24 protein-coding genes and 3 pseudogenes are annotated in these 24370 nt (G+C 35.6%); 18 read left to right on the plus strand and 9 right to left on the minus strand.

Annotated features, from left to right (window positions below):
• The first annotated feature begins 5 nt into the window (after positions 1-5).
• Positions 6-1409, plus strand: a complete 1404-nt coding sequence (locus tag HXT57_RS03405) for a sensor histidine kinase (RefSeq protein WP_076002864.1) — start codon at positions 6-8, stop codon at positions 1407-1409.
• Positions 1410-1441: 32 nt separating this feature from the next.
• On the opposite strand, the gene HXT57_RS03410 is transcribed toward HXT57_RS03405, so the two are convergent.
• Positions 1442-1582 (minus strand): hypothetical protein, encoded by a 141-nt coding sequence (locus tag HXT57_RS03410; RefSeq protein ID WP_196768836.1) that lies wholly within the window; start codon positions 1580-1582, stop codon positions 1442-1444.
• An 88-nt stretch (positions 1583-1670) separates the two neighbouring features.
• A complete protein-coding gene (locus HXT57_RS03415; RefSeq protein WP_196768831.1) occupies positions 1671-2159 on the minus strand; it encodes a DUF4143 domain-containing protein in 489 nt (162 codons plus the stop codon).
• Between HXT57_RS03415 and HXT57_RS03420 the strand changes: the two genes are divergently transcribed.
• Entirely contained in the window at positions 2101-2226 is a 126-nt protein-coding gene (locus HXT57_RS03420; protein ID WP_269199233.1) for a hypothetical protein, read from the plus strand. The genes HXT57_RS03415 and HXT57_RS03420 overlap by 59 nt on opposite strands.
• Before the next feature lie 286 nt (positions 2227-2512).
• Here HXT57_RS03420 and HXT57_RS03425 read toward each other — a convergent pair whose 3' ends face one another.
• Complete coding sequence (locus tag HXT57_RS03425) at positions 2513-2788, minus strand: type II toxin-antitoxin system RelB/DinJ family antitoxin (protein ID WP_004110960.1); 276 nt, start codon at positions 2786-2788, stop codon at positions 2513-2515.
• A 317-nt stretch (positions 2789-3105) separates the two neighbouring features.
• On the opposite strand from HXT57_RS03425, the gene HXT57_RS03430 reads away from it, so the two are divergent.
• The gene (locus HXT57_RS03430) at positions 3106-3903 is read left to right on the plus strand and encodes an LEM-3-like GIY-YIG domain-containing protein (RefSeq protein WP_004110959.1); all 798 of its coding nucleotides are present in this window, start codon (positions 3106-3108) and stop codon (positions 3901-3903) included.
• 376 nt (positions 3904-4279) lie between these two features.
• On the opposite strand, the gene HXT57_RS03435 is transcribed toward HXT57_RS03430, so the two are convergent.
• Positions 4280-4534, minus strand: a complete 255-nt coding sequence (locus HXT57_RS03435; protein WP_004110957.1) for a type II toxin-antitoxin system Phd/YefM family antitoxin — start codon at positions 4532-4534, stop codon at positions 4280-4282.
• 962 nt (positions 4535-5496) lie between these two features.
• On the opposite strand from HXT57_RS03435, the gene HXT57_RS03440 reads away from it, so the two are divergent.
• The 9 genes and pseudogenes from HXT57_RS03440 (at position 5497) to HXT57_RS03480 (ending at position 13530) form a co-directional block, all read left to right on the plus strand.
• Positions 5497-5988 (plus strand): NUDIX hydrolase, encoded by a 492-nt coding sequence (locus HXT57_RS03440; protein ID WP_012914148.1) that lies wholly within the window; start codon positions 5497-5499, stop codon positions 5986-5988.
• Positions 5989-6162: 174 nt separating this feature from the next.
• Complete coding sequence (locus HXT57_RS03445; protein WP_041160496.1) at positions 6163-6342, plus strand: hypothetical protein; 180 nt, start codon at positions 6163-6165, stop codon at positions 6340-6342.
• 349 nt (positions 6343-6691) lie between these two features.
• Positions 6692-7126: a cytidine deaminase family protein gene (locus HXT57_RS03450; RefSeq protein WP_064621773.1), complete on the plus strand. Its 435-nt coding sequence runs from the start codon at positions 6692-6694 to the stop codon at positions 7124-7126.
• 47 nt (positions 7127-7173) lie between these two features.
• Positions 7174-8166, plus strand: a pseudogene (locus HXT57_RS03455) (Fic family protein); the annotation flags it as partial.
• A gap of 596 nt (positions 8167-8762) precedes the next feature.
• On the plus strand, positions 8763-9323 hold the full coding sequence (locus HXT57_RS03460; RefSeq protein ID WP_012914150.1) for a hypothetical protein: 561 nt from the start codon (positions 8763-8765) through the stop codon (positions 9321-9323).
• Positions 9324-9332: 9 nt separating this feature from the next.
• Complete coding sequence (locus tag HXT57_RS03465; RefSeq protein ID WP_012914151.1) at positions 9333-10259, plus strand: hypothetical protein; 927 nt, start codon at positions 9333-9335, stop codon at positions 10257-10259.
• A gap of 431 nt (positions 10260-10690) precedes the next feature.
• Positions 10691-10912, plus strand: a pseudogene (locus tag HXT57_RS03470) (recombinase family protein); the annotation flags it as partial.
• A gap of 204 nt (positions 10913-11116) precedes the next feature.
• Positions 11117-12517 (plus strand): hypothetical protein, encoded by a 1401-nt coding sequence (locus HXT57_RS03475; RefSeq protein WP_012914153.1) that lies wholly within the window; start codon positions 11117-11119, stop codon positions 12515-12517.
• A gap of 299 nt (positions 12518-12816) precedes the next feature.
• The gene (locus HXT57_RS03480) at positions 12817-13530 is read left to right on the plus strand and encodes a hypothetical protein (protein ID WP_119504431.1); all 714 of its coding nucleotides are present in this window, start codon (positions 12817-12819) and stop codon (positions 13528-13530) included.
• Between the two features lie 102 nt (positions 13531-13632).
• Here the strand turns inward: HXT57_RS03480 and HXT57_RS03485 are convergent, their stop codons facing one another.
• Positions 13633-13932 (minus strand): hypothetical protein, encoded by a 300-nt coding sequence (locus HXT57_RS03485; protein ID WP_012914155.1) that lies wholly within the window; start codon positions 13930-13932, stop codon positions 13633-13635.
• Between the two features lie 188 nt (positions 13933-14120).
• On the opposite strand from HXT57_RS03485, the gene HXT57_RS03490 reads away from it, so the two are divergent.
• From HXT57_RS03490 to HXT57_RS03505, 4 genes are all read left to right on the plus strand, one after another.
• Entirely contained in the window at positions 14121-14981 is an 861-nt protein-coding gene (locus HXT57_RS03490) for a hypothetical protein (protein ID WP_012914156.1), read from the plus strand.
• A gap of 458 nt (positions 14982-15439) precedes the next feature.
• Positions 15440-16741 carry a YcxB family protein gene (locus HXT57_RS03495; protein ID WP_415697803.1) on the plus strand — a complete coding sequence of 434 codons (1302 nt, stop codon included), beginning with the start codon at positions 15440-15442 and terminating at the stop codon, positions 16739-16741.
• Positions 16742-17090: 349 nt separating this feature from the next.
• On the plus strand, positions 17091-17258 hold the full coding sequence (locus tag HXT57_RS03500; protein ID WP_421783362.1) for a hypothetical protein: 168 nt from the start codon (positions 17091-17093) through the stop codon (positions 17256-17258).
• Between the two features lie 261 nt (positions 17259-17519).
• Positions 17520-18857, plus strand: a complete 1338-nt coding sequence (locus HXT57_RS03505) for an ATP-binding protein (RefSeq protein WP_119504433.1) — start codon at positions 17520-17522, stop codon at positions 18855-18857.
• A gap of 270 nt (positions 18858-19127) precedes the next feature.
• Here the strand turns inward: HXT57_RS03505 and HXT57_RS03510 are convergent.
• Together HXT57_RS03510 and HXT57_RS03515 are read right to left on the minus strand one after the other, a co-directional pair.
• Positions 19128-19459 (minus strand): annotated as a pseudogene (locus HXT57_RS03510) (type II toxin-antitoxin system RelE/ParE family toxin).
• Positions 19456-19770, minus strand: a complete 315-nt coding sequence (locus HXT57_RS03515) for a type II toxin-antitoxin system RelB/DinJ family antitoxin (protein WP_076002873.1) — start codon at positions 19768-19770, stop codon at positions 19456-19458. The pseudogene HXT57_RS03510 and the gene HXT57_RS03515 overlap by 4 nt, the downstream one beginning before the upstream one ends.
• Before the next feature lie 463 nt (positions 19771-20233).
• Here HXT57_RS03515 and HXT57_RS03520 point away from each other — a divergent pair, with 463 nt between their 5' ends.
• A complete protein-coding gene (locus HXT57_RS03520; RefSeq protein ID WP_415697801.1) occupies positions 20234-20992 on the plus strand; it encodes a hypothetical protein in 759 nt (252 codons plus the stop codon).
• 505 nt (positions 20993-21497) lie between these two features.
• Here HXT57_RS03520 and HXT57_RS03525 read toward each other — a convergent pair.
• Positions 21498-22607 carry a hypothetical protein gene (locus HXT57_RS03525; protein WP_102703102.1) on the minus strand — a complete coding sequence of 370 codons (1110 nt, stop codon included), beginning with the start codon at positions 22605-22607 and terminating at the stop codon, positions 21498-21500.
• Between the two features lie 13 nt (positions 22608-22620).
• A complete protein-coding gene (locus tag HXT57_RS03530; RefSeq protein WP_119504434.1) occupies positions 22621-23496 on the minus strand; it encodes a DUF2971 domain-containing protein in 876 nt (291 codons plus the stop codon).
• Between the two features lie 199 nt (positions 23497-23695).
• Here HXT57_RS03530 and HXT57_RS03535 point away from each other — a divergent pair, with 199 nt between their 5' ends.
• A complete protein-coding gene (locus HXT57_RS03535) occupies positions 23696-24268 on the plus strand; it encodes a type IIL restriction-modification enzyme MmeI (protein ID WP_415697674.1) in 573 nt (190 codons plus the stop codon).
• Positions 24269-24370 lie beyond the last annotated feature (102 nt).

A 24370-nucleotide genomic window follows, 5' to 3' on the forward strand; every position in this document is an offset into this window, starting at 1 on the left:
GCAGAATGAAAAGCATACCAAAACTAATACAACGCTTTATAAGTATTTTTCTACTAAGCTCTGTGCTTATAGTATTAATGAATATTATTGCGTTTGTTGTACTTATAGGAAATTACGCTCCCGATAAAGAGATATCTCCTTATAGCATAGCAAAAGAGACGGGAGAAGCATTACAATTATCCGCAAGTGGGGATTATGCATTATCAAAAAATATGTCTTCCAAATTGACAAATTCTGGCGCATGGGCAATTTTGATTGATAATAATACGTTGAAAGTCGTATGGAAAACAGAAAATGTCCCTGCAACTATTCCAAACGATTATACTTTGTCTGATATAGCTAATTTGAGCGTTGGTTATATTGATGGTTATCCAACTTACACGGGTGATAATAAGAATGGAGTTGTTGTAGTCGGATTTCCGCATAAAAGCTTTTGGAAACATACGCGACCGAGTTGGAACTACAGTTTAATCTTAAATTTTCCGCAGATTGTTTTAAGCGTATTATTTATCAACATTTTGCTGATTCTTGGAATTTATTTAATAGCTAATATAAAACTACTAAAATCAATTAATCCGATTACAAAAGGGATACAACGTTTATCTAGTGGAGAAAGCGTGCATATTCCAGAAACAGGAGCACTTTCAGAAATTTCATCTAACATAAATTCTGCTTCCGATATTTTGCAAATACAAAAAGAACAATTGAGAAAAAAGGAGACTGCAAGAGCGAATTGGATAGCTGGAGTTTCACATGATATTCGTACGCCGTTATCTATGGTTATGGGGTATGCAGGACAGTTAGAAAATTCTCTCCATATTTCGCAAGAAGATCGTAAAAAAGCGACGATGATTATTAAGCAAAGTGCAAGAATGAAGAATTTGATTAATGACCTTAATTTGGCTTCAAAACTTGAATATAATATGCAACCAATTATGAAAAAAGAAGAAAATATTGTTGCTGTTGTTAGGCAAGTTGTTGTGGATTTTATGAATATGGGTATGCAAGATGAGTTTTCGATTAAATGGGAAACAGATGCTAAATTGACTGTTTGCAATATTAGCGTAGACAAAGATTTATTAAAACGAGCAATATCTAATCTTATTCAGAACAGCATATCTCATAATGAAAATGGGTGTACGATTTATGTATCCGTTGCTGCAAATAATAACAATTGTATTATTTGTGTTGAGGATAATGGTATAGGTGCTTCAGATGAAAAAATCGAAAAGCTTAATCATGCACCGCACTATATGATTTGCGATACAAGTACTGCAGAACAGCGGCATGGTTTGGGTCTGCTAATTGTTCAGCAGATTATTAGCTCTCATAACGGAACGGTTGATATAAGTAAAAGCAAACATGGTGGGCTTAAGGTCTCTCTAACGATATCGCAGACTTACATATGAATCAATCTTGTGCAACATGCATGAACGACAGTTTAATTTAATATATTGCCTTTTACATTTCCTTGATAGAAGAGCGGAATTGAACCATTTATCAGCAGTAGCAGCGTTGTTTTTTCGCTAGCCAAACCCTTAAACTGTGGGATATAGGCAAACAGTTTGCGGTATGTGTTCATTAGAGCTCCTTTTTGGAATTACCCCTTTTTGGGTTGAAGAAAATATGTTGTTTTGTATGTTGTTTTGTGTAGTAATATTCAATTTATATTAGTTTTTTAAGCAGCCAATAGGAACCACATAAACACCGTCTTTACGGCAATACGCAAAGTCACCTGTTCCAGTTAAAACCATAAGGAAAGATGGCGCGTCCATTTTATTGGTGTCGATTTTATCTTTCATCGCTTTAAGGCTTTTTGCACCATCTTCAATGAGTTTGCTGCCACCGAGTTTAATTTCAATAAGACCATATTTACCGTTTCTTAAATGAATAACCGCATCGCATTCCTGTCCGTCTTTATCTCTGTAGTGATAAACCTCGCCGCCTAGAGAATCTGCAAAAATGCGCAAATCTCTGACGCAAAGTGTCTCGAATAGAAAGCCGAAAGTATTTAAGTCATTTATCAAGTCGTTTGATCCAATCCCCAAAGCCGCTGCAGCGATAGATGGGTCGATATAATAACGTGTATCTGATGAACGAATGGCAGTTTTTGATCTTAGATTTGGATTCCAGGCAGGAATATCTTCTACAACAAATATTTTGCGAAGCGCATCAACGTACGACGCAACAGTTTCCTCACTAATTGGCGTATCTTCGTTCCGATGATTAGCGAACTTTCATTCCGACGATTGGCGGGTTTTTGTTCCGACGATTGGCTTTGTTCAGAAATATGGTTGTAAGGACTAAATGTTAAAAGATCTAGTTTGTGATGGTAGTGCGTGACTCCCATTTGTTTTTAACAGGCGCTAAGTCATATATGGTGAACGGTAAGCAGCAAGTTTTAATTTTCGTGCATTTCTTACGTTCACATACCAAATAGGTCTGCGTGGCTACCAGTATTGATAAGTGTGAGGGTGAGAATAATAAGCATTCGTGAACTTAACGTTGTACATCAGTCTTGCAACAGCGCTTTCTTAAGGTCTTCCATAGAAGAATACGATGGTACGTTAGGGTCTCTGGAAATTCTTTTGGCTTCTTGCATGGCCGCCAGTGTTTCAGTATTGAACTTTGGGATTTCTACTTTAAAAGGAAGTCCTCCATGCAAAACGCATTGGCGTAAGAAGATGTTTACGGCACTTGACATATCGATGCCGAGTTCGCTAAACAGTTCATTTGCTTCTGTTTTGACATTACTATCAATACGAATTTGAGTAGGACTTGTTGCCATAGTATTAGCTCCTTTTAAAATGATTATGATACGAACGGTATACGTTGTCAAGCATAAAGAGGGAATAGTAGTATTTTGCACTCAATAATTAGTGTTAATGTTAAAAGAGTAAAAAATTGCAATGGGAAATTACAATTTGAAGTACATCATGCAATTTGTTGATTTTTATGATAAAAACGCTGATCGACTTTAATATTTCAGAGAAAAACGGATGTAGAGTTTGCTATATCAACAGATGAAGATGATTGTATTGGATTTTGTTAAGTCGTATTTTAGTTGTATACGAATAATGGGAAACTGCTCATTAGGAGAAAACGATGGATAGATTTTCAGAGAAAAGTCTTCTTTCACTTGGAGATTATTATGTGTATGGACTTATCGATCCACGTAGTAAGCGAATCTTCTATATTGGAAAAGGCGCAGGAAACAGAGTATTTGAACACGAGAAAAAAATCCTGGGTAGTTCTGAAAGTGAAAACCTGAAACTTAAGACAATATCAGAAATTAAGGCTGCTGGACTTGAAGTTGAAAAGATTATCATTAATTCAAACCTTACTGAAGAAGAGGCGTTTGCGTCAGAGGCGTCTTTAATCAATGCATTTAATTACGTCAGTGACACAGGCCTCACTAATATTGTTGCCGGGCATCATTCTGCAGAGGCATTATCGGTTGATGAATACGAAAGAATAAATGGTGCGGTCGAACTTGAAGAAAAAGACATAAAGCACAGAATTCTTGTTATAAAAATAAATAGGCTTTATCGGAGGTGCATGGATGAGAATGTATTGTATGATGCTGTTCGTGGTATCTGGAGAGTATCAAAAGAAAAAGTAAAAACCGTTGAATATGTTTTTGGTGTATACAATTCTTTGATTGTGGCTGTATATAAGCCGTCAAAGTGGTTTGTTTGTAAAGAGGCAAAGGACAGACTTCCAAGGCAGGATATCATTCTTGAGCCAAAAAAGGCGAATAGATTATTTTTTGTGGATGATAGATATGAACAAGGATTTACACTTGATGAAAATGAAGCTTTTTATCTAGGGAAATCTATAATCAGATTGAAATTGAATCAGTCGGCGCAGAATCCGATTACATACCTAAATCCGCAGAAGTGAGATAAATTATAGTTTATTGTAGGAAATGATTTATTAGAAAGTGCGTTTGTTTTGAAGTTGAAATTGAAATTTACGCCTATTATTAGAACGCCACGGCTTCCAGTCAACAATCTAATATTGCATGGGCATGGTATTAAGAGAATGGATATCTTGCCTAAAATCAAGCTATTAAGCCAATCTTAAACTTTTTAACGATAGCTTTTTCAATAATCGTTAACATAATAATGATAGTTACTAGGAATAGTTATTCCAGTAGTGCGTCAATATTTCGTTTTGAATATAGAAGTCTGCGCACTTCCATAGTGTCGTCGATGACAACGTAAAAAACAGAAAAGTTGCGTACACTAATCCTGTAGTAGTGGTGTTCTCGTGTTGATTAATCCCTTCTCCTTACACTATCAAAGACGTCGTCTTTAGAAAGACGCGTAGAAGTATTTGCGGCAAAAGTATCTGCTTCGTCGAGTTTTCTTTCAATGTCGTCAGTGAGAGCAGAGTATTGTTTGATGCTCATGAGAACCATAGTTCCATAACCGTTTTTTGTAAGGAATACTGGTGTATTTGAATTTATAACTGTTTCTTCTACTTCTGGGAATTTATTTCTTAAATCGGAAACTGGGCGAATATTGATCATAGTATCAACCTCCTTTTATCAAAAAAGTATCATAATATTATCAAGATTACAATTATATGGTTGTCTAAAACTCTCAAAACTGTATTTGATGTGTATAAATATTGGTTCGTATATAAGTAACGTCTTTAATATATTTATATTGCGTATCGTATACGCTTGCTGATATGGATGAGAAAACGTTGTGTTGATGAGAGTAGAAAAGAAGTTCAAATACTTGCGGTTATTTACATGGGAAGAGACCAGACTAAACAACTGGAAGAATTGTAATGTAAACGTGTTATCAAGCCAATCTTAAACCTTTTAACGATAGTTTTTTCTATCGTTAAAAAGTGCACCCACTATCCATGCTGTGCACTCAAAAAAGTGTAGCTATACTTGGAGTTCTCTCAATCCACGTGGAGACTGTCGTATTGATGTCAAAGGCTGATTAGGTGGGTGCATTTTTGCCCTTATGTAGCAGGGTTTAGCGAGGGCTATCGTTAAAAGGTTTAATGCGAGGCAGCTTTAGGCTGGGTTTTCGCGGTCTTTGAGTGCAGTTTGGCTGTGTGAGGGAAGATATCAACGCTCTAGGGTCGAGTGCACAGGATGTTAACGTTAAAAAGTGCACCCACTTTGCACCCACCCTGTGAAGTGGAAAAATATAGCTCAAAAGGTAAAATGAGGTCTGATTATTAGTATGTGCACGAGGAGGTGTTTAAGGAATGGATAATAAGAAGTTTATCGCAGAGACGAAAAAGGATTAATTAGAGTCTAATAGAACTTTAGATATGTATGCAGAGGGTATAAAAGAAATTTTGAGCTCTTTTTATTATAATATTTATTAGTAATACTACATTGGAAAGTAAATATCCGGACTGAAGTTAAATCAGTTGGCACAAAATCCGATTATATATTTGTATCCACTGGAGAAAGATAAAATTCATATTTAATGAAATTGACAATCAGGCCTTATGGAGGGTTTTATGGCTGAGATTTGGGATGCGTATGATAAAGAATTTAATAAATTAAAGAATATTATATTAGTGAGAGGAGAACCAATTCCTGACGGCATGTATCATTTGGTGGGCGAAGTAATTGTTAAACATATAGATGGGACTTACCTTATTATGCAAAGAGATTTTGAAAAGAAATTCGGTGGAATGTGGGAGTTGACAGCAGGTGGTTCTGCATTGCAATATGAAACACCATTAGAATGTGCAGTAAGAGAATTAAAAGAAGAAACAGGTATTGAAGCTTCAAAAATTATGGAGATCGGAAGATTTGTGCAGGATGTTTACCACTCTCTTTATGTTGAATATCTATGCGTAACCGATTGTAAGAAAAATGCAATTGCTCTTCAAAAAGGAGAAACGGTTAATTATAAGTGGGTAGATAAAAAGAGCCTTTTGGAAATGAGCCAAGACGAGTTAGTATCATCAAGGGCAATCAAACTTATTAAAACAGTAGATATATAAATTCAAGTTTGGCTGTTTGAGGGAAGATATCAACGCTCTAGGGTTGAGTGCACAGGATGTTAACGTTAAAAAGTGCACACACTTTGCACCCACCCTGTGAAGTGGGGAAATATAGCTCAAAAGGTAAAATGAAACCTGATTGTTAGTATGTGTACGAGGAGGTGTTTAAGGATAATGGACAAGCTCGTTCGTTTTTGCCGTGAAGTAGCGACATTCGGCTTGACGGTTGCCTTAATCGCGATGCTGATTGCCTTAATATGGGATGGCACACTTGCTATTAGAATTGGTTTTACCTCTTTTGTTATTGGTGTCACAGTGATCTCGCTTAAGACTGTCCTTCGAAAGACTGATTGAATTTTGTTTGGTTCAAGTCAATAGTTGAATATCTCACGTTGGGTGACTATTACTGATCTCTGTCAGTAATAGTCACTTCTTTTTATGAATCTTAAAGTCAGGCTCAATGTCCGTCCTGTTTAGCCGGTGATTAGTTAGGGTAATCGGTCAAAAAGTGTGAGAGTTGAGTTGCCTTAATAGATGTCACTATGTTGAGTTGCCGAGTTAGATGTTGGTGTAGTTGTAGCTGTGAGATAGATGCCTAATTCGGATAATAGTTTTCGGCAGGAAAGATCATGATGAAACTGTAGTATATGCGAATAGGAAGGCCTATGCGATAAATTCAGGTATTTTAGGAGAAAAGGAATATATGGATATTTGGGATACAATGTATGAAAAGGCGAAGCCACAATTTCATCCAGAGGAAGTTTCTCCATTCATTTACGCACATCATGTTGTATGTGCAATAGAAGCTGAAAACGGAGAAATTTTCACGGGTTTCTGCATTGAGAGCTGCAGTGGTGTTCTTAATTTGTGCGCAGAACGCGTGGCCGCTCTTAATATGTATGTGAATAGCGGACAGACGAAGGTGAAGCGCTTTATCGCATTCCGCGACAAGGCACCTTATGGCGCGGGAAGCGGTATGCCTTGTGGAGCGTGTAGAGAGTTCTTTTATCAATTGAATGAAGAAAATGAAAAAATGGAGATTATGGAGGACTTTGAACAGCGGAAGACTGTCACGTTGAAGGAGCTCATGCCAAATTGGTGGGGCAAAGATAGATATGCTGAAGCGAAAGCAAAATGACCGTCCCGCTTGTATAGACAGATCAAGTCTCCCACACTGCCATCCTGGTTTCAAGCCTTCGCCATGATCTTATGGATCGGGCAAGGAGAATGGCGAGAGTGAATACTGCGCACCATCTGTGGGTTGACATGACGGATGAGGAGATGCTCAGAAGCTGCGGACTCATACTTGAGGATCCGGAAACGAACAAAGAAGGTATCACACTTGCGGCAGTCTTGCTTTTTGGTACGAATAACCGTATCATAACCGTGTTACCTCGGCATAAGACAGACGCTATTTTCAGAGTGTTCAATGTTGATCGTTATGATGACAGGGATGTGGTGATCACAAACCTGATTGAAAGCTATGATCGTCTGATGGAATTTGGAAAGAAGCATCTGAATGATGTTTTTACATTGGATGGTGTCCAGCGGATAAGCGCCAGAGATAAAATCCTGCGTGAGATTATTTCCAACCTGCTCATGCACCGTGATTTTTCCAGTGGATATGTACCAAAGCTTGTCATTGAACGGGATAAGATTACAACAGAGAATGCGAACCTTGCGCATGGGCACGGAAACTTGAATCTGAAAACATTCAAGCCATTTGCAAAGAATCCGCCGATAGCAAAAGTGTTCCGTGAGATCGGTCTTGCTGACGAACTGGGAAGCGGTATGCGCAACAGCTATAAATACACGAAGATGTATTCTGGTGGAGAGCCTGTCTTTACAGAGGCAGATGTTTTTACGACAGTGATTCCTCTTTCTGAGGCTGCAACTGCCAAGGTCGGGCCGACCGAAGAACTTGATCCAAGGGAACAAGATAGGGAACAAGATAGGGAACAAGTAAAGGAGCAAGTTACGATACAAGCTCTCCTTCAATTTTGTATCGTTCCTCGTAGTCGGAAAGAAATGCAAGAATTTATGGGGCTGACCGGTAGAAGAAACTTTTCTGAAAAATATATCAAGCCTTTGCTTAGTTCAGGAAAAATAGAAATGACGATACCAGATAAGCCAAACAGCAGGAACCAGAAATATAAAAAAGTGAACATTGAAGATTAAAAAGCGACCATTGGAGACAGAAACCATATATCGAATAGAGGAAAACGGACATTCAACGTACAGTATTGGTTTCACAAATAGGTATGTCAAGACGATGGGATTTCGGACTTATTTCCTCAGAGTGAAGTCTTGAAATGAACGTCAAATCTACGGATTTGCATATCATGGGCAGGAACATGTCCTTTGAACTTTTCCGAGAACGCATAAGGGCAAAAATCGGTGTGTTTCCGAGCAAAAACACGCTTTGACCAATTCCAGCGAACGAGCACGAATCTGTCTACACACTCGACACCAAGATGAAGCAGTCGAGCCATACAGAATCAGTAGCGCTTCTTTGCAAATCTCACTGAATCGCAATAGCGTTTTGATGATTTCTACTGTGCCTGCAGCCTGTTGTAGCGTTTTCGTTCTGACATTTATTTGTGTTCATAAAGGTGAGTGTAAGACTAAATAATCTTGTTAGAAAGAAAAATTTGTTTTAGTTTGCAATATTTAATAAAATACTCTCATTGGTGTAGCATACGCAAATAACAGTACCCGACGCGCATCTTAACAATGCGGATCAATTCGGGTTTTCTGATTTTTGAGGAGAGAGAATGATGCGTAAAGCAATGAAAATGTTATCTGTACCGATTGTTAGTGTCTCACTAGTATTGTGTTCAGCTGAAGTGTCTTCCGCTAACACATTGACAGAGCGCGGTAACTTCACATATGCTGCTGGTAGCCTATCTTCTACTACAACTATGACAGATGCAGACTTGGATGCGTTGATCCGTGCATTTGAATCAGTGCCTGCTGATTTGCAGTATGCTAATCCACGTACAACTTCAAATTATGAAGCACGCTTAAATGCAGCATTGCATGGCTTAACGTTTAAGTCACTGATGCGTAGGAATAGGGTTTCTATGTTTGGACATTATGCACCGATGGTTAATTGGGTCGGATGTGCATTAGCGATAGCTTCATTTGTATTTCAATATGGTGTGCCTATTGCTAAGGCACTTGGTTGGCTGAAGCGAGCGAAGCAAATATATAGAACTGTGTCGGCTATCTGGAAAGCGCGAGGAGAGCTTAAAGCTCATCTTGGTTCTGATGGAGCTAAGTTTTTGGAAATGATTCTCGGTATCGAGCCAATTACTCGTAATTGCCTTTCCTAGGGTTAGATGATGGGCGAGACGAATGTAAGGCCAGTGCTTTTCAAGCATGCTTTTTGGGATAATGTGATTATAGAAACTGTTGCTGGCATTTGCACTCTTATTATTTCGCTTCTTGTACAACAGTTCGTAGGGCACCGCGTACTAGGTTGGGAAACTGTGGTCATACTCGCGTTGAGTGTTGTGGTGTTTTCGCTGCTAAGTACAGCGTATCTGCAGTGGGACAGGCATCGTAGACCAGATGACAGGTCTGGTGATTTGCTCATCGGAATCATCGATTTTGTGCTCAGGCTGCTGGTGACCTCTGGTATTGCTTCATTGCTTGTTTCCAATACTACGCTGCTAAGCATTATTATTGGCGCAGCGATTACTAGTGTGTTGCTGTTTGTTTTTGAAAAGCCTTGGCAGCCAGGTATGACGGATGCGCAATTACAGGAAGCTTCAAAGAAATCGGTTGAGCTTGGCGTTCAAATGCTTGAAGAAGAGCGCGTAAAGCGCGCCGAGGCGAGAAACATGATTGCATTACAGCATGCGAGCGCAGGTAAAACAGGCACTCCTAGAAGTACGTCTTTAACATTCTCCTCGTTAATCGTTGCGAATATGCTGATGGAAGCAGTATGCGATGTTGTCACATTTTTGCTTGCATTGATACTGCAATGGTGGATGCTTTGTACTATCGATGGCTGGCGCACGCTACTCGTCATATTCTTGGGCAATATGCTATTTTCTTGCGCGGCGGCTGCGGTTATGGTTCTGATGGGCGCATTGAAGGCTGATCAACAGAAATGCCTAACAAAAAGTTGGCCTTTCTTGGTTATTGTTGTACTGCTTCGACTGCTGATCTTTGGTGTTCTCGCTTGGCTTTTTACGCCGAGTTTGGCATGGGTAAGCGTAGTTGTTGGTATTGTGCTTACCGATATTGTTCTCGTTATCAAGTAGCACCCATGGAGAAGAACTGCAGTAGACGCATAAGATTTTATAAGACTGTTTTCTTCTCTTTTGAGCAAAAAACTCTACGCACGTCAAAAGCGTTGTATTGATGTCAAGGTCTGATTAGGTGGGTGCAAATTTGCCTTTGTGTAGCAGGGCTTAGCGAGAGTTATCGTTAAAGGGTTTAGCCTGTGGTGGATTTAAGCTGGCTTTGCTCGGTTTTTGAACGTATTTTGGCTGTTTGAGGGAAGATATCAACGTTCTAGGGTCGAGTGCACAGGATGTTAACGTTAAAAAGTGCACCCAGGGTGGTTTATGCAGAAGTAACTATAAAAGTAATTACAATAGAAGTCCAAAAAAGTCCTAGTTTTTGCTGTAAGAATTCCCGTGAAAGGGACAGCATATGAACGTTACTAATTAATTCTATATATTTAGTAGATATTTATGCAGATGAAAGTATTTCTGGGACTAACATGAAGAATCGGCGAGAGTTTAATCGAATGATTGAAGAGTGTAAAGCAAGGTATATAAATCTAGTGATTACTAAATCTATTTCACGCTTTGCCAGAAATACTTTAGATTGCTTACAATACGCTCGTGAGCTAAAGGCTAAACAAGTTGCTATTTACTTTGAAAAGGAAAACATCAATACGATGGATGCTAGTTGATGAAGTACGAGCAAAAGATGCTAGTTTAGAGTTAAAGCTGAAAACAGGGCAAGTTATCAATATTAAAAAGTAAGAGAGTCATAGACCTATGTAGGATTGCCTTCTTTACATAGTTCTGTGTATCTCTTTTTTGTATAGTATAAGTGATGAGCATGTATAATATATAACAAATTAAAAGTTGGTCGGGGGGTACAAATATTGACTAATTATTTTTTGAATAATGTGATACAAATAAAAAAATATGAGGATTATTATAAACATAATTTTGATATCGATAAAATTAAGCAGGATATTTGCACAAACAAAATAGATATGAATTTAGTAGATTTATTCAGATTTCGAATTTTTTTAGATTCTTGTGTGATGTTGTTTAACAAAGAAAAATTAGAAAAAGATTATTTAAAAGATACTTTTGATCCTAAAAATTATATTGCTAGTATTAAGAATAAATATGGAGAAACGATTAAAGAAATTGAAGACAGATTTAAAATAACTGTTGATGACACGTTTTATTATGAGTTTAATGAATCAGAATTAAAATATAAACCTAAGTCATTATGGGATAGTAGAAAAATTTTAAGAAATTCATTTGCACATATGCAGTACGGATGTTTTATGAGTTATGGAGAGAACGGCCCAATTCCATATTATTTTGCATTCAATAAAGATAAGGGGATTTTAAAAAGCAAGGGATTGGTTATAGAACCACTTTGTCATGAATTAATAGGAAAACTATACTTAAATCAAATGACAAAATCTATTGCCTACAAACATACCTATATTAAATTAAGTGAAGAACTTTCATATTTTATGGAAGTTAAATATAAAGGAAAGCGAAAATATACTCTTGATAATCAGCTACATCCTATGAATAATAAGGTCTTTTCGAGTGGAGAATTTCAAGCTTTAAAAGAATTTTTAGTTAATAATGAGGATTGCTTTGAAATTACTAAAACGGAAATTACAAAAAAAGAATTAACGAAGTATTGTGAAATGTTACATAAATATCTAGGTAAAGATATTACAAAGAATGAGCTAGGATATTTTGTCAAAAGCATCTATGATATAGAAACCGAATTTTCAAATTTTTTAACTCACCTAATTCAGTTGAATGATAGAATCATAGATTATAAAATTGCTATAGATTCAAAAAAAGCTAAGATGATCGATCGAATATTGAAAAGTATTGATGAATTAAAAGAAGACAGTGATTCATGGATAGAATTCCGATGGTTCTTTAAAATTATATATATTATTAATTTTTCATTGAGGTTGGAAGATACTGACCTAGAATCGATAAAATATTCTGTTTTAAACGTAGATGACTTTGAATATGATAGTTCACAAATGGCATTGTTTGTTAAAAAGAAAATATCAGATGGTACGATTAGAAGTAGGGATGAAAAGTTTGGAAACACTATATATATTCTACATAAGATAAGAAATGCAATAGCACATGGTAGAATAAAATTAGAAGTTATTGATGATAAAGTATATTATGTATTTGAAGATTGTTATTATAAAAGAACTGAATTAATAAAAATTGCTGTGGAAAACATGAATCAATTTATAAATAATGTGAATGCGTTAATAAAATAGCAACATGTTTAAGTTGTGTAAATGATGAGTTTAAATGTAGGAAAATAGTATCAGTAATTTGTGGCATCTAAACCACCTACACAACATATCAAATTCAATCCATAGTTATAACCCGACACACGTGGAGTGTGTTTGCCTAATGTCCAAGGCGTAATGTCGAGACGCGTGGAGAGTGTAGTATTGATGTCAAAGACTAGTATCGAAACGAGCTGAGTGTACAAGATTGATGTAAGAAAAATGCACACCATTTGCACCTGGCTTTGTATGTGAATTTTACGCAGAAGGAAAGAGAGTTTATTATGGGTAACGATAGTTCGAAAGACGAGTTAACTGCTGAAATAAATAATGCTAGAGAAGCATATTCTGAGATAAAAACATTGAATAAGTATTTAAGTAAATTTGCAACAATTAAAAATAAAATTAACGTGTCTAGAGGAGCATCTATATCAAAATTATTAAAAAATTTATATTGGTGGGAAATAAAACTAAAAGATAATGTGGATGTGGATATTTACAGGATTAAATATAACAAAATTCTTTTAATGCCATATACTTTTGGACTTACAGAAGATGATTTAAATACAAATACAAGTACGGAAATAGATTTGAAAAATTATGAAGAAGATGATTTCTTGGGAGATAATCGCTTATTTGATATCATAAGTAAGGAAAATAGAAAAGAAAAATATAAAAAAGCTAAAATACATTCTAACAATTATAACGTAGATATAACTACAGGTAATTTTCACCCGCATGATGCTTTGAAGGTAGTAATAAAAGGAAAAGAAATTAAACAGATCATGCTAGTAAGAAATACTAAAAATCAATCTCATTGCGGAGTTTTATACGGAGAAAATAATTGCCCTAAAGGCGAAGAAAAAAATTTCATAGTTTTAAGAGCCGGAGACAATAAATTCTACTACATTCCTAAAAAATGCATAAAACTAGTAAAAGAAAACGAAGAACTTGGAAAAACACTTATTGATTTTTTAAATTCCATAGGAGTTGAATAAATAATATTATTTAGAACTAAGAAATAGTTATCAGATGTAAATGTGATGTGCCCCCCCCCCCCAAAAAAAAGTTAGACTTTTGTGTTTGAAAAAATAGGGGGGTTATTTTTCATATTCGTGTATAACACGTTTTATAAGAGCGTCTTTGCCAGGGCCTGGTTCAATCATTGATAAGAAATGACGGGATGAAATTGTGGCTAGCAGATCAATTAGATATCGCACGCTTTCATCAGGTCCAAGAATAGTATCTTCTTTACCAATATGTTTAAGGATGTAATGCTTGTAGTATTTAGCCGTACTATTAGGTTTCCAACCATTTTCTTTTAGTTCATTGTATAATTTGTCAAGATCTAAAGTAATGGTGACCTTCGTAGGTAAATTAATGTTTTCATTTTTATCCATGAATTTGTACCTCCTATTGCTGATAACATACTTCAATGTAGAAACAAAGGCAACAAGTAGGTATGTGGAAGGCGCGAGTGGATGGGAAAATGATTGAGGGGTTGCTAAAATGTTGGAAGTATTAAAGGTATATGATATAACATTCACAATTCACAATTCACAAAGATTATTAAGTAGGTGCAATCATTATGGAATTATATGACGGTAAAAAAGAATTTATCTCATTGTATATAAAAAATAGATTCAATAAAGAAGAGCTTGAAAAGTCTTCGAGTTTATTATGGGCAGCTTATTGTAAAACTAATAAAGAAAAGAATAACATAATAGATGTAGATGTATCGAAGTGGGCTATCGATCAATATTTGGAAAAATATTCTTATTTAAAAAATGGTAAGTGTAAAAAACAATATGAAGGTAAGAGTAAACACAAATTTGAAATAGTAAAAGATGGCATAGTGTATCACGGGGATACAATGACTTCATTTGGTAATTTTATAAGAAAGTATTTTGTGTTAACTGAAGGACTTAAAGGTATGCGTAGTGTTGGCAAGATTAGATGCGCGGACAAAATCATTGCGGGTTCAAAATTGCCAAAAAGGATGGAGGATTTTTCAAAGTTAGCACATTCGAAGGGCAATTTAATTCCAGTTCCTTTGTATTTTAATAGAGAGAGGAGTGGAGAATATGCCGATTCTGATTATTGGGATATAGTCATGTATTGTATTTTTAAATGGTGTCATTCATATGATGACAAATATCTTTTTGAATTGCTTAACAGATATAATGGAAATGATCATATGGCTGAGTCTGTATTTAGATTCAAGAAATGGATGGATAATTTTAACAATAATTGGAAGGAATTTGTTCGTTTAAATTACTTAGGTGCATTTGTTGATCAACAAAGTAATTCTTGGTATCCAAAAGAATTTTGGACAAATCATTTTGCGTTTAATAGAAAAATTGATGAATTATCATCTGATGAGTTTTATAAAGCTGTAGATTTAATTTGCAATTGTATTGAAGATCGTAACAAGAATCTATCTATTTGATGAGAAAAGTTTATAGAAACGGTTTTTTGAGGTTTATTTTCTTAAGGTAGATTGTTTTATAAGACCTTGAGTGATGCGAACTTAAGGTGAGTTGAATGATTAACTGGAAAATGGTATTACCGAGGTTTCTGATAAGAATAAAGTAAATCTTGGTTGCATAATATTGTGTGCAAAACAGATGGATGTGCTCACTGCGTTGTGCACTGTTCAATGTGTAGAATTATGTGATAAAAAACACTAAAATATGTATAATTATGTGATTAAATGCACCAAAACATGTGATACACGATAAAAGATAACGCAAAATATAACAGAACAGCAGTGAAACTAAGCGTAGAAACAGCCGAGCGTTAATACGGCTGCAATATCTAATAGTGTAATGCAAGATGAAAGGTGAGTAATCATGAAAAGGCTGATTATACAGATAAACTTATAGAACTTGCGCTGAAGGAGAATAATTGAGAAAGAAAGATAATCTACAAGGGGGAAGAGAGAAAGAGAAAGAAAAGCAGGAACATACTCCCACAGATGAGAAAAATCCTCTATATTGTGAATCACATGAGCAAATATGTGAAAACCTTCGCAGTGCAAATAAGGAATTATCCAAGTATAAGGTTTTGCAGCCGAGTGCGGAAATCTTTTCCATCTTAATGATTATTGGAACTGTTTTTATGGCATCCAATAAGCTACAGCTTTTTGGATGGTTCACCTATTGTTTTGCAATTCTGCTTCTTGTTGTAGTTTCTCTTATTTGGGTTATTGGTGTTATTTGGCAGCGCAATCTACACAGCCGTTTTAGTAGTGCAAATGTAGAGCGTAATAAATCTTTTCTTAGCTATGGCAAGCAACGGTGGAAGGGTAGAATCTCGCTAATTCTTTGTTGCTTTTTTGTGTTAAGTGGTATTCTAACTGCATTCTTTGAAATAACTGCGGTACGTCTTCCAAATCAGTGGCTTTTGCAGACTTGGGTATATGTTATATGCGCGGCAATGCCAGTTGTTTGGATGATTACGATTGCTCTTGTATGTGTCTTCTATAATCTCTATCTTATTTCGCGTGTACGGAAGATAGGTATAAGAATTGTACTTCGTTGTCTACATGTTCTGCTTTGTGTATTGATTATCTTAGGTCTTGGATTTTTTGACGTTTTGTTTATTGTTGGCAGATATTCTGTGAAACAAAATGATAATGGTACATACACAGAGCACGTGGACGATATGTATGCTCCTTTTGAGTATTATCTTTATAAGTCTGAAGGCCCGTTTTTCCTTAAGTATCTTCGACCAATGAAAGATTCAACTGATACTGATCCAAAAATAAGTGAATCTGAGTGGTATAGCAGAATTGATCGTAATAACAGGAAAGATACAAGATTAAAAGATACAAGATTAAAGGTTGAAGAGCCAGATAAAAATTACGATTTGCATGATTCCGCTGAGCATGATTTAGAATCAAAGAAGGAAAGAAATGCAGCGCTTAAGATATTTGATAAGTATTTTGCGGCGAAAGGCTTTGCGTTCAAGGAGAACTATACCGCCAAGGGAGATATGTACTTTGTTCTGAGTGAAAGCCGTTCGGACATTACTTATCTGCAGTATAACAGGGACTCTCAGGATGGAAAATGTGGTCTTTATATTCTGTTTAAGGCTTCAAAATCTTCAAATGGAAGCTGGTCGCCGAGTGATGCTCATATGCAGAGCACCTACACGTATGAATATAGCACTGGAGTAATTGCAGAGAGCAGTAGGGCATATTGGTAGTGGGGCAGAGTGGTTATATGTAGAAATATAAGACTATCGGAAGATTGCCAGATAGTAGCATCCATAGTTGTGTACTCTAGTTGCTTATGTTTTGGAGAACAAAACGGTGTAAAAATTGTAAAAAAGTTCTCTACATTATTTGATTTCTCATGGCAGGGGCTTGTTGGTTATTCCAGAAAATAAGGTTCCTGAGTTTAAGAAGTTGCTTGTTGAGTATTATGAGTGTGAAGATTTGCATGTGATTGCTTCGTTTATGAGGGAATGTTGTTGGAGGCGTTAAACGCGCGCGATGATATTGGTTCTTCTGTTTCTGTAAATCTTGCTGTTTATGAAAGAGTATAGTTTGCTAGTGAATGAAGAGATTAGCGTTGATAATAGTTTTAGTATTGCTTGTAAGTATGTTAAAAGTTTAGGCTTGCAGTCTGTGACGAATGCGTTTGCTTACGTTCGTGAAGATGATTGGAAAGCACGGTATGTGAAATACATGTTATCGAGTCATAAAGGGCAAGATATTTAGTGCGTGTGAAGTAATTTTTGCTGCGTGTTTTTACGTGTTTTTATGCTCAGCATTGCTCAATGCGTATAATTATGTGATAAAAAACACTAAAATACGTATAATAATGTGATTAAATGCACCAAAACGTATATAATAATGTGATATACGATAAAAGATACCGCAAAATATAACAGAACAACAGTGCAACTCGCGTAGAAATAGTCAAGCGTTAATACGGTTGCAATATTTAATAGCGTAGCGTCAAGTGAAAGGTGAGTAATCGTGAAAAGGTTGATTATGAGTAAACTTTTAGCATGGAAGAACTCACCGTATCGTAAACCGTTGATATTAAAAGGTGTGCGTCAAGTTGGTAAAACTTGGGTATTAAAAGAATTTGGTAAGCTTTACTACAAAAATATTGCTTATTTTAACTTCGATGAAAACAAAGAATATAAGCAATTCTTTGAAACCACTAAAAACGTGGAGCGAATTTTACAAAATCTAATGCTTGCAAGTGGTCAAAAAATCGAAGCAGAAAACACGTTGGTTATATTTGATGAGGTTCAGGATTGCCCAGAAGTAATAAACTCGATGAAATATTTTTGTGAAAACGCTCCGCAATATCATGTTGCTTGCGCTGGATCGTTGCTTGGAATAACGCTTGCAAAACCATCTTCATTCCCAGTTGGAAAAGTTAATTTTATGCAAATAAACCCAATGAATTTCACGGAGTTTTTGCTTGCTAATGGAGATGAAAATCTAGCGAAGTATATTGAACAAATCGATAAAATAGAGCAGATTCCAGACGCATTTTTTAACCCTCTATGCGAGAAATTAAAAATGTATTATGTTACAGGGGGAATGCCTGAGTCAGTTTTAATGTGGGCTAAAGCGCGAGATGTAAACGCAATGCAAGAAACGTTGTTTGAGATTATAACAGCTTATGAACGAGATTTTGCGAAACATCCTAGTGTTAGTGAGTTTCCTAAAATATCAATGATTTGGAATTCTATTCCGTCTCAACTTGCGCGTGAAAACAAAAAATTCTTGTATAAAGTTGTTAAAAATGGTGCGCGAGCAAGAGAATATGAAGATGCTTTGCAATGGTTGGTGTCAGCACAATTGGTGTATAAAATTTATAGAAATACTGCGCCGAGTTTACCTATTGCTGCTTATGATGATGTATCTGCTTTTAAGATTTATTTGGCAGATGTTGGTTTGTTAAGGCGATTATCTCAACTTGCTCCGACTGCGTTTGCGGAAGGCAATAGACTGTTTACTGAGTTTAAGGGTGCTTTAACAGAAAATTATGTTTTGCAAGCGCTGCTTACTCAATTTGAAGTGATGCCTAGATACTGGTCTCAAACGAATCCGCCGTATGAAGTGGATTTTCTTATTCAACGAGAAAATGATATTTTCCCTATTGAAGTTAAATCTGAAGCAAATATTAATAGTAGAAGTTTGAAAAAGTTTAAAGAATTATTCCCTAATCAAACGAAATTACGTATACGCTTCTCGCTGAATAATCTCAAACTAGACGATGATATGTTGAATATTCCGTTATTTATGGCTGATTACACGGATAAGCTTATAGAACTTGCTCTGAAAGAGAACGATTGATAAAGAAAGATAATTGAAAAAGGAACGATTAGAAGATATAGAAATAAACTAGTGCAAAAGTTAAAAAGAGTGTCAAATCCCACGAAACGTTACGAAATCCAGCCCAGGGGAGCTTCTAGGCTGTTTTTATGCTCAAGAATCAAGTTATCAAGCCAATCTTAAACCTTTTTGCGATATTTTCCTATCGTTAAAAAGTGCACCCACTATCCATAGTGTGCACTCAAAAAAGTGTGAATACGTTGCCAGTACTTTTCTATCCTCAATCGTGCATTAATTGTTTGAGTCGTTAACAATGTTTTCAATATTTCTGCCTGAGTAGAAGATACGAATAACTGTTACAGTCATTTGATTTTCGTCTACTTGGTAAAAAACTGTGTAGTTATCGACTGAAACTCTACGTATTCCCACAGAATGCCAGGGTTCCCACGCTACAGGAGGATATCGCATAGGCATAGTCTCAAAGAACGTATAGCATACTTAATGCGGTTGACTTGTTTTTCAGCTGTTTTTGGAACTTGTAATGTAAAGCGAATGTATTCGTATAGTTCTGTAAGATCAAGGAACGCTTGCGGAGAATAGATGATGTTATAAGTTGTACTCATGCACCATATTCCTTTGCAAAGAACTGATCTACTTCATCTGCACTATATTGTTTGCCAGTCGAAATAGAGTCGATGCCCTTTTGCAATTCCTTATCCAACTCATCTCTTGTTAAGCTGCCTAAAGCAAGCGGCTTTTCTTGCTTATTAGTTGGCAAGCGAAGTTCAAATGGCATGCCTTTTTGTAAAACAATCTGGCTGTAAAGCATTTGAATCGCAGAAGACGGTGTTATGCCAAGCTGGTTCAATATGCTTTCAGCGTTTTCTTTAAGATTTGTATCGATTCTTGCATATACAGCATTCGTATTTGACATTGTGTTCGCGTCCTTTCTATGCTTATTTTACAAAATAGTTGCAAGCATACGCAAGCAGATGAAAGCAAAAGTTTAATCACCTGTTCTCGTGTTAAATACTTCATTTGGCAAGTTCCTCATAGACTTTATTGGAGATTCGGAGATAAGGAATTTATGAGGTTGGTCAGCCTTGTAATAAGTAGTAAATGGGCAGGTCTAGTTTCTTAACTCTTGTATGCAATAAAACTTTTCCTTTTGTACTCTGAAACTGTTGCTTTCTGTGTTATATGTTTCGCAAGTATCACGCTACTTGAGACTTTTGTTAACACGTTAAAATTGCAGTGGGGTAGTACAAAAGAATTACATATCAGTTTTTCTGTCTCAACAAATTCGTACGTACGCTGATTCTATTAAATACGTACGTTGTTTCTATTAAATTATTTTCATAATCTGTACGCACTTTTAAAGAGGAGAGTGTTTAGCTATGGGATATTCAGTTACACAACGCATTAAGAGCATTAAACAACCTTATTGTGGATATTTGCCACGAAAAGATTTTGTTGAAGAATCATTAGGTGAAGGAATAGAAGACTTATATGATAAAGAGAACATTCACCCAAGTTTAGTTGGTATAGTAGTTGACTACATGACTCGTTTAATGTCTGGATCGAGTGCAATAGACGCGTTTAAAATTTCTTTACTGGGCGCAATGATTATAAACGAACGCGATAATGCGTTGAAACTTATGTCCGGCATTAAAGGACTTGGCGATGAAGATATAGTTAACGCCGTCAAACTTGTTGGATTCGACGTATGCTTTAGATATGGCCCTATTGGCTACAGGCCTTTTGATGAAATCAATCCCGATGAGCACACAATCCAAAACATTAGAGTTATGGTTCAACGCTCGCTTCATTTTCTTGAGTGTTATGACCCGAAGGTGCTTGACGGTTTTACGCTAGAGGGCGGTTACACCGATACGGTAAGTGCTGGCGATGGTGATTTTATAACAGCTGATACTTTGTGGGATTTTAAAGTTTCTAAAGAAAAGTTGGATAAGAATCAGACTCTTCAACTGCTTATGTATTGGCGTATGGGTTTGCATTCTATTCATCCAGAGTTTCAGAATATTAAGTACTTGGGTATTTATAATCCTCGCATGAATAAGGTCTATCGTATTGCTGTTGAAAACATATCCGAGGACGTTATACGCGAAGTTGAGAAAGATGTGATTGGGTATTAGGATCAGACGGTTTTGCGTGCTTTAGGCTGTTGTTCGTACTTAGTGAAGACTATCGCTAAAAAGTTTAGTGCGCTGCGGCTTTAAGCTGGTTGATTCAGAAAGTAGTATGTAGCAATCGTTAAACACCGTTATTTTCTCAGTTCGTTGACCGAGTTAGTAACGGTGTTTAGATCTTGGCTTATATCCCCGGATATTCACAAGCTTTTCTCTACACATTTTGCCGATTACTCATGATTCATGTGCTATAAGCCAAAAAATAATGGAGACCGCACAACACCTAAGGTGAGTAAATCAACCGACGGCGTGAAGCCGACTTTCAACTAAATATATCAAATATTTAGAACACATTGATTATTCACACAACAATTACAATATTCAATCTTCAGAACTAACAAAATTAGATTAATTTCATTGTTTATTTTCAGAAAATAAGATAGATTTGGCATTTTTATATATCTTTCAAAACAAAGGGTTCATTATATTTAATTTTGGCGTAGGAATGTTATTAGGAAAAATTTTTGGCATTTTTTATTTCAAGATTTTGTCTATAAAATTTAGCAAATGCTTCAGTTATTGCACTAAATGATTTATTATCCAAATGAATCATATCGCTTATTGAAGCGGAAATATTTTTTACAGCTTCTTTAGATAATGAATTTGAAATTTCACTCAAAGCGGGCGAAACAGCTTTGATAAAATGCTCATTGATTCTATTCGTTTGAATGATTCTAGTAAACGAAGATAAAACATTTTCTAAATCTGTAACGCTCAAATGCTTTCTGTTCTCAAAATCAGCAACGGCAATATCTAACTTCTTTATATATTGCTTAAGTATATTTCTATATTTGCAAAATTCAGTATCAGAAATTTCTTTGTTGTGCACTACTTTGTTTCTTATTTTTCTAATTTCATCAAGACTATTTCTAGTTAAATCTATATTTCTTTTACTAAAAAGTCTTTCCCATAATGATATCTTTTCACCCTTATTTAATATATTAATAATATTATTTGAAGATTCCCGTTTTTTCAAAGCTAATTTTGCATCTTCAATTACCTCATTTGCATCTTCAATAGATTGTTCCTTAAATAAATAATCAATATAATTTTGAAAAGTAAAACAATCTAAAGCAATCTCAATATAACGATTTTTATTCCTTATATTCTCTGCAACATCATTCTTAATTTCTTCGTCGACTAAAGTTTTTTTAGTCCATTCTGTACCATATGCGCTTAACACAGTAAGGTATACAAATTGTCTTAATTTCCTTTCAAATGTGAATATATACTTAGACAGGTTATTGCAGTAATAATCTGAAGCTCCATCAAAAATGACAACAACGTTATATTTGCATCTTAGATTATTTTTTATAAAAGCGAACTTCAAAGACTCGATTGAAATTGCTTCTTTTCTTGTAGTTTTCTTATTAATAGTTAAAATTTTTAGCCTAATTTCTTCGCCTATTTTCTGAATATTATAATTAAATTCTTGATCATCGTTGTGTAAGCATAATGTTTTTTCTTTAAAAGAAATCAGGTCTGCGAAATTTTCCTTAAATGAATCAATATCATTTTCGCTATCCTTATTTTTTAGCATAAATACAAGGTCAATAAACATAAGTCACTTCGATTCAGATTTTACTTTTCCATTTGTTATACAATCTACTTCTAACAACACGTATATTGGGATTAATGCCTTTTGCAAAATACACTAATTCTTGATAATCAAATTCTTCCATCATTGGGCCGCATATCAATTCCATGTCGTCAAAATATTTACCATCAATGTTAAAGTCTACATAATGAACGATGGGTTGATTATTTGATAATAAATCATTAACAATTTCTTGACCAACATTAGCACTATATTTCTCATCCCTAAGAAATTTTATTTGATCAAATGGAATATACATTACTGAATATCTCCATTCTTTTTGGAACTCCCACTCAGTACTTTTATATTTCCCTAACACATTCGCGTCAAAACAAAAAAATTCACCATCCTGTCTCAAACATCTAGGATAGATAAGTGATTCATCGTCTGTATATGTTACTTTTGCATTTAAGCGCTGGGTAAGAATGTCTCTATCTTTGTCACTTATAATAAATTGCGGCATTAGCTTAAATCTACATCCAAAACAATATTGCGCAGGTACTATAAAAGTTTCATCCGTTGACTTTTCCGATGGTTGATCTTCTTTATTAATGCAATGCTCAACGTAATCATCATAATTATTTTTAAAAGGAAAACTTCTTAATTTTATGCAAACGCCTCTGCTAGAATCTCCATACATAGACCATTGTGGTATGCTGTCTCTATTCTCACTCCAGCAGCTTGAAAAAATAAATTTCCCCAAATTGCGACCTTCACCGGTAATTGCTTCAGTTTTATCATCCATACATTCAAGTGAAGTTAGTCTCAAAGTTTTATTCATTAAAATTAGCTTTGCCGATTTCAAACTAGTGTAATGATATAAATATTCTGGTATTCCTTCAACTATTTGCATAATAAACTTCCTTATCCTCCCCTATATTTCTTTTAGCACAGCAAAATCTCTTTTTTATCATTTAATTTATTATCAAGTAGAGCCCATTTTAGATATATTTCACCATTTTCAATCACTTCAATTCTAGCAGGACATGCAGTATTTGACTGTCAAGTTAAACAATAAGCACATAATCCCTAGCAAGTTAGATAATATACTCATGAATATTGCAGATCAGCACAAAAAGGCAGCAGAGTTTATTGAGCGCTGGCAAGGTCGCGGCGATGAAAAGCAGGAAACGCAGAAGTTTTGGCTTGACCTTATGCAAAACGTTTTGGGCATTCCAGACGCAATAAACAATACCGAGTTTGAGTATCGTACCGCTAACCGTGGGTACATTGACATGTTGTGCCCTGATTCTCGTTTTCTTGTTGAGCAAAAAAGTAAGAATGTTGATCTTGATAAGCCTGAAGAACGTCAAGGTGATTCTGTTACTCCAGCTGAGCAAGCCGTAAGATATTCCGACAATCTTCCGCTTCCAGAGCTTACAAGTGATATGCGAGAGAAAGTTATTGAAGCAGGTAAAGCCATACTTAAAGCGCGTGCGAATCACCCAGGCCAATCTTTAGCAGACTTGTATGACCCAACATACATGCCTCAAGATTTGCGCAAAGCTCACGAGGAACTAGATAAAATAGTAGATGTTGCTTTTGGTGCTACAAAGCCTTGCTCTAATAACGACGAGCGCCTAGAAATTCTCTTCAAATCCTATATTCGCATGACTAAGGAATGAATTTAATATAAGCAAACCTATAAAACGAAAAACCAATCTGTAGTTTCTACAAGTCAGGATTTATATTAGGAAGCGTTGATTGCTGTTAGCAGAGGGTCACAA

It is taken from the genome of Gardnerella sp. KA00771 (assembly GCF_049244045.1).
In the GTDB taxonomy this organism is placed as follows: Bacteria; Actinomycetota; Actinomycetes; order Actinomycetales; family Bifidobacteriaceae; genus Bifidobacterium; species Bifidobacterium swidsinskii.

What these genes read in the sequence shown, in the direction of transcription:
- HXT57_RS03405 (WP_076002864.1), top strand. Translation starts at nt 6, where the DNA reads ATGAAAAGCATACCAAAACTAATACAACGCTTTATAAGTATTTTTCTA.
- HXT57_RS03410 (WP_196768836.1), bottom strand. Translation starts at nt 1,582, where the DNA reads ATGAACACATACCGCAAACTGTTTGCCTATATCCCACAGTTTAAGGGT.
- HXT57_RS03420 (WP_269199233.1), top strand. Translation starts at nt 2,101, where the DNA reads ATGGCAGTTTTTGATCTTAGATTTGGATTCCAGGCAGGAATATCTTCT.
- HXT57_RS03425 (WP_004110960.1), bottom strand. Translation starts at nt 2,788, where the DNA reads ATGGCAACAAGTCCTACTCAAATTCGTATTGATAGTAATGTCAAAACA.
- HXT57_RS03430 (WP_004110959.1), top strand. Translation starts at nt 3,106, where the DNA reads ATGGATAGATTTTCAGAGAAAAGTCTTCTTTCACTTGGAGATTATTAT.
- HXT57_RS03435 (WP_004110957.1), bottom strand. Translation starts at nt 4,534, where the DNA reads ATGATCAATATTCGCCCAGTTTCCGATTTAAGAAATAAATTCCCAGAA.
- HXT57_RS03440 (WP_012914148.1), top strand. Translation starts at nt 5,497, where the DNA reads ATGGCTGAGATTTGGGATGCGTATGATAAAGAATTTAATAAATTAAAG.
- HXT57_RS03445 (WP_041160496.1), top strand. Translation starts at nt 6,163, where the DNA reads ATGGACAAGCTCGTTCGTTTTTGCCGTGAAGTAGCGACATTCGGCTTG.
- HXT57_RS03450 (WP_064621773.1), top strand. Translation starts at nt 6,692, where the DNA reads ATGGATATTTGGGATACAATGTATGAAAAGGCGAAGCCACAATTTCAT.
- HXT57_RS03460 (WP_012914150.1), top strand. Translation starts at nt 8,763, where the DNA reads ATGATGCGTAAAGCAATGAAAATGTTATCTGTACCGATTGTTAGTGTC.
- HXT57_RS03465 (WP_012914151.1), top strand. Translation starts at nt 9,333, where the DNA reads ATGGGCGAGACGAATGTAAGGCCAGTGCTTTTCAAGCATGCTTTTTGG.
- HXT57_RS03480 (WP_119504431.1), top strand. Translation starts at nt 12,817, where the DNA reads ATGGGTAACGATAGTTCGAAAGACGAGTTAACTGCTGAAATAAATAAT.
- HXT57_RS03485 (WP_012914155.1), bottom strand. Translation starts at nt 13,932, where the DNA reads ATGGATAAAAATGAAAACATTAATTTACCTACGAAGGTCACCATTACT.
- HXT57_RS03490 (WP_012914156.1), top strand. Translation starts at nt 14,121, where the DNA reads ATGGAATTATATGACGGTAAAAAAGAATTTATCTCATTGTATATAAAA.
- HXT57_RS03515 (WP_076002873.1), bottom strand. Translation starts at nt 19,770, where the DNA reads ATGTCAAATACGAATGCTGTATATGCAAGAATCGATACAAATCTTAAA.
- HXT57_RS03520 (WP_415697801.1), top strand. Translation starts at nt 20,234, where the DNA reads ATGGGATATTCAGTTACACAACGCATTAAGAGCATTAAACAACCTTAT.
- HXT57_RS03525 (WP_102703102.1), bottom strand. Translation starts at nt 22,607, where the DNA reads ATGTTTATTGACCTTGTATTTATGCTAAAAAATAAGGATAGCGAAAAT.
- HXT57_RS03530 (WP_119504434.1), bottom strand. Translation starts at nt 23,496, where the DNA reads ATGCAAATAGTTGAAGGAATACCAGAATATTTATATCATTACACTAGT.
- HXT57_RS03535 (WP_415697674.1), top strand. Translation starts at nt 23,696, where the DNA reads ATGAATATTGCAGATCAGCACAAAAAGGCAGCAGAGTTTATTGAGCGC.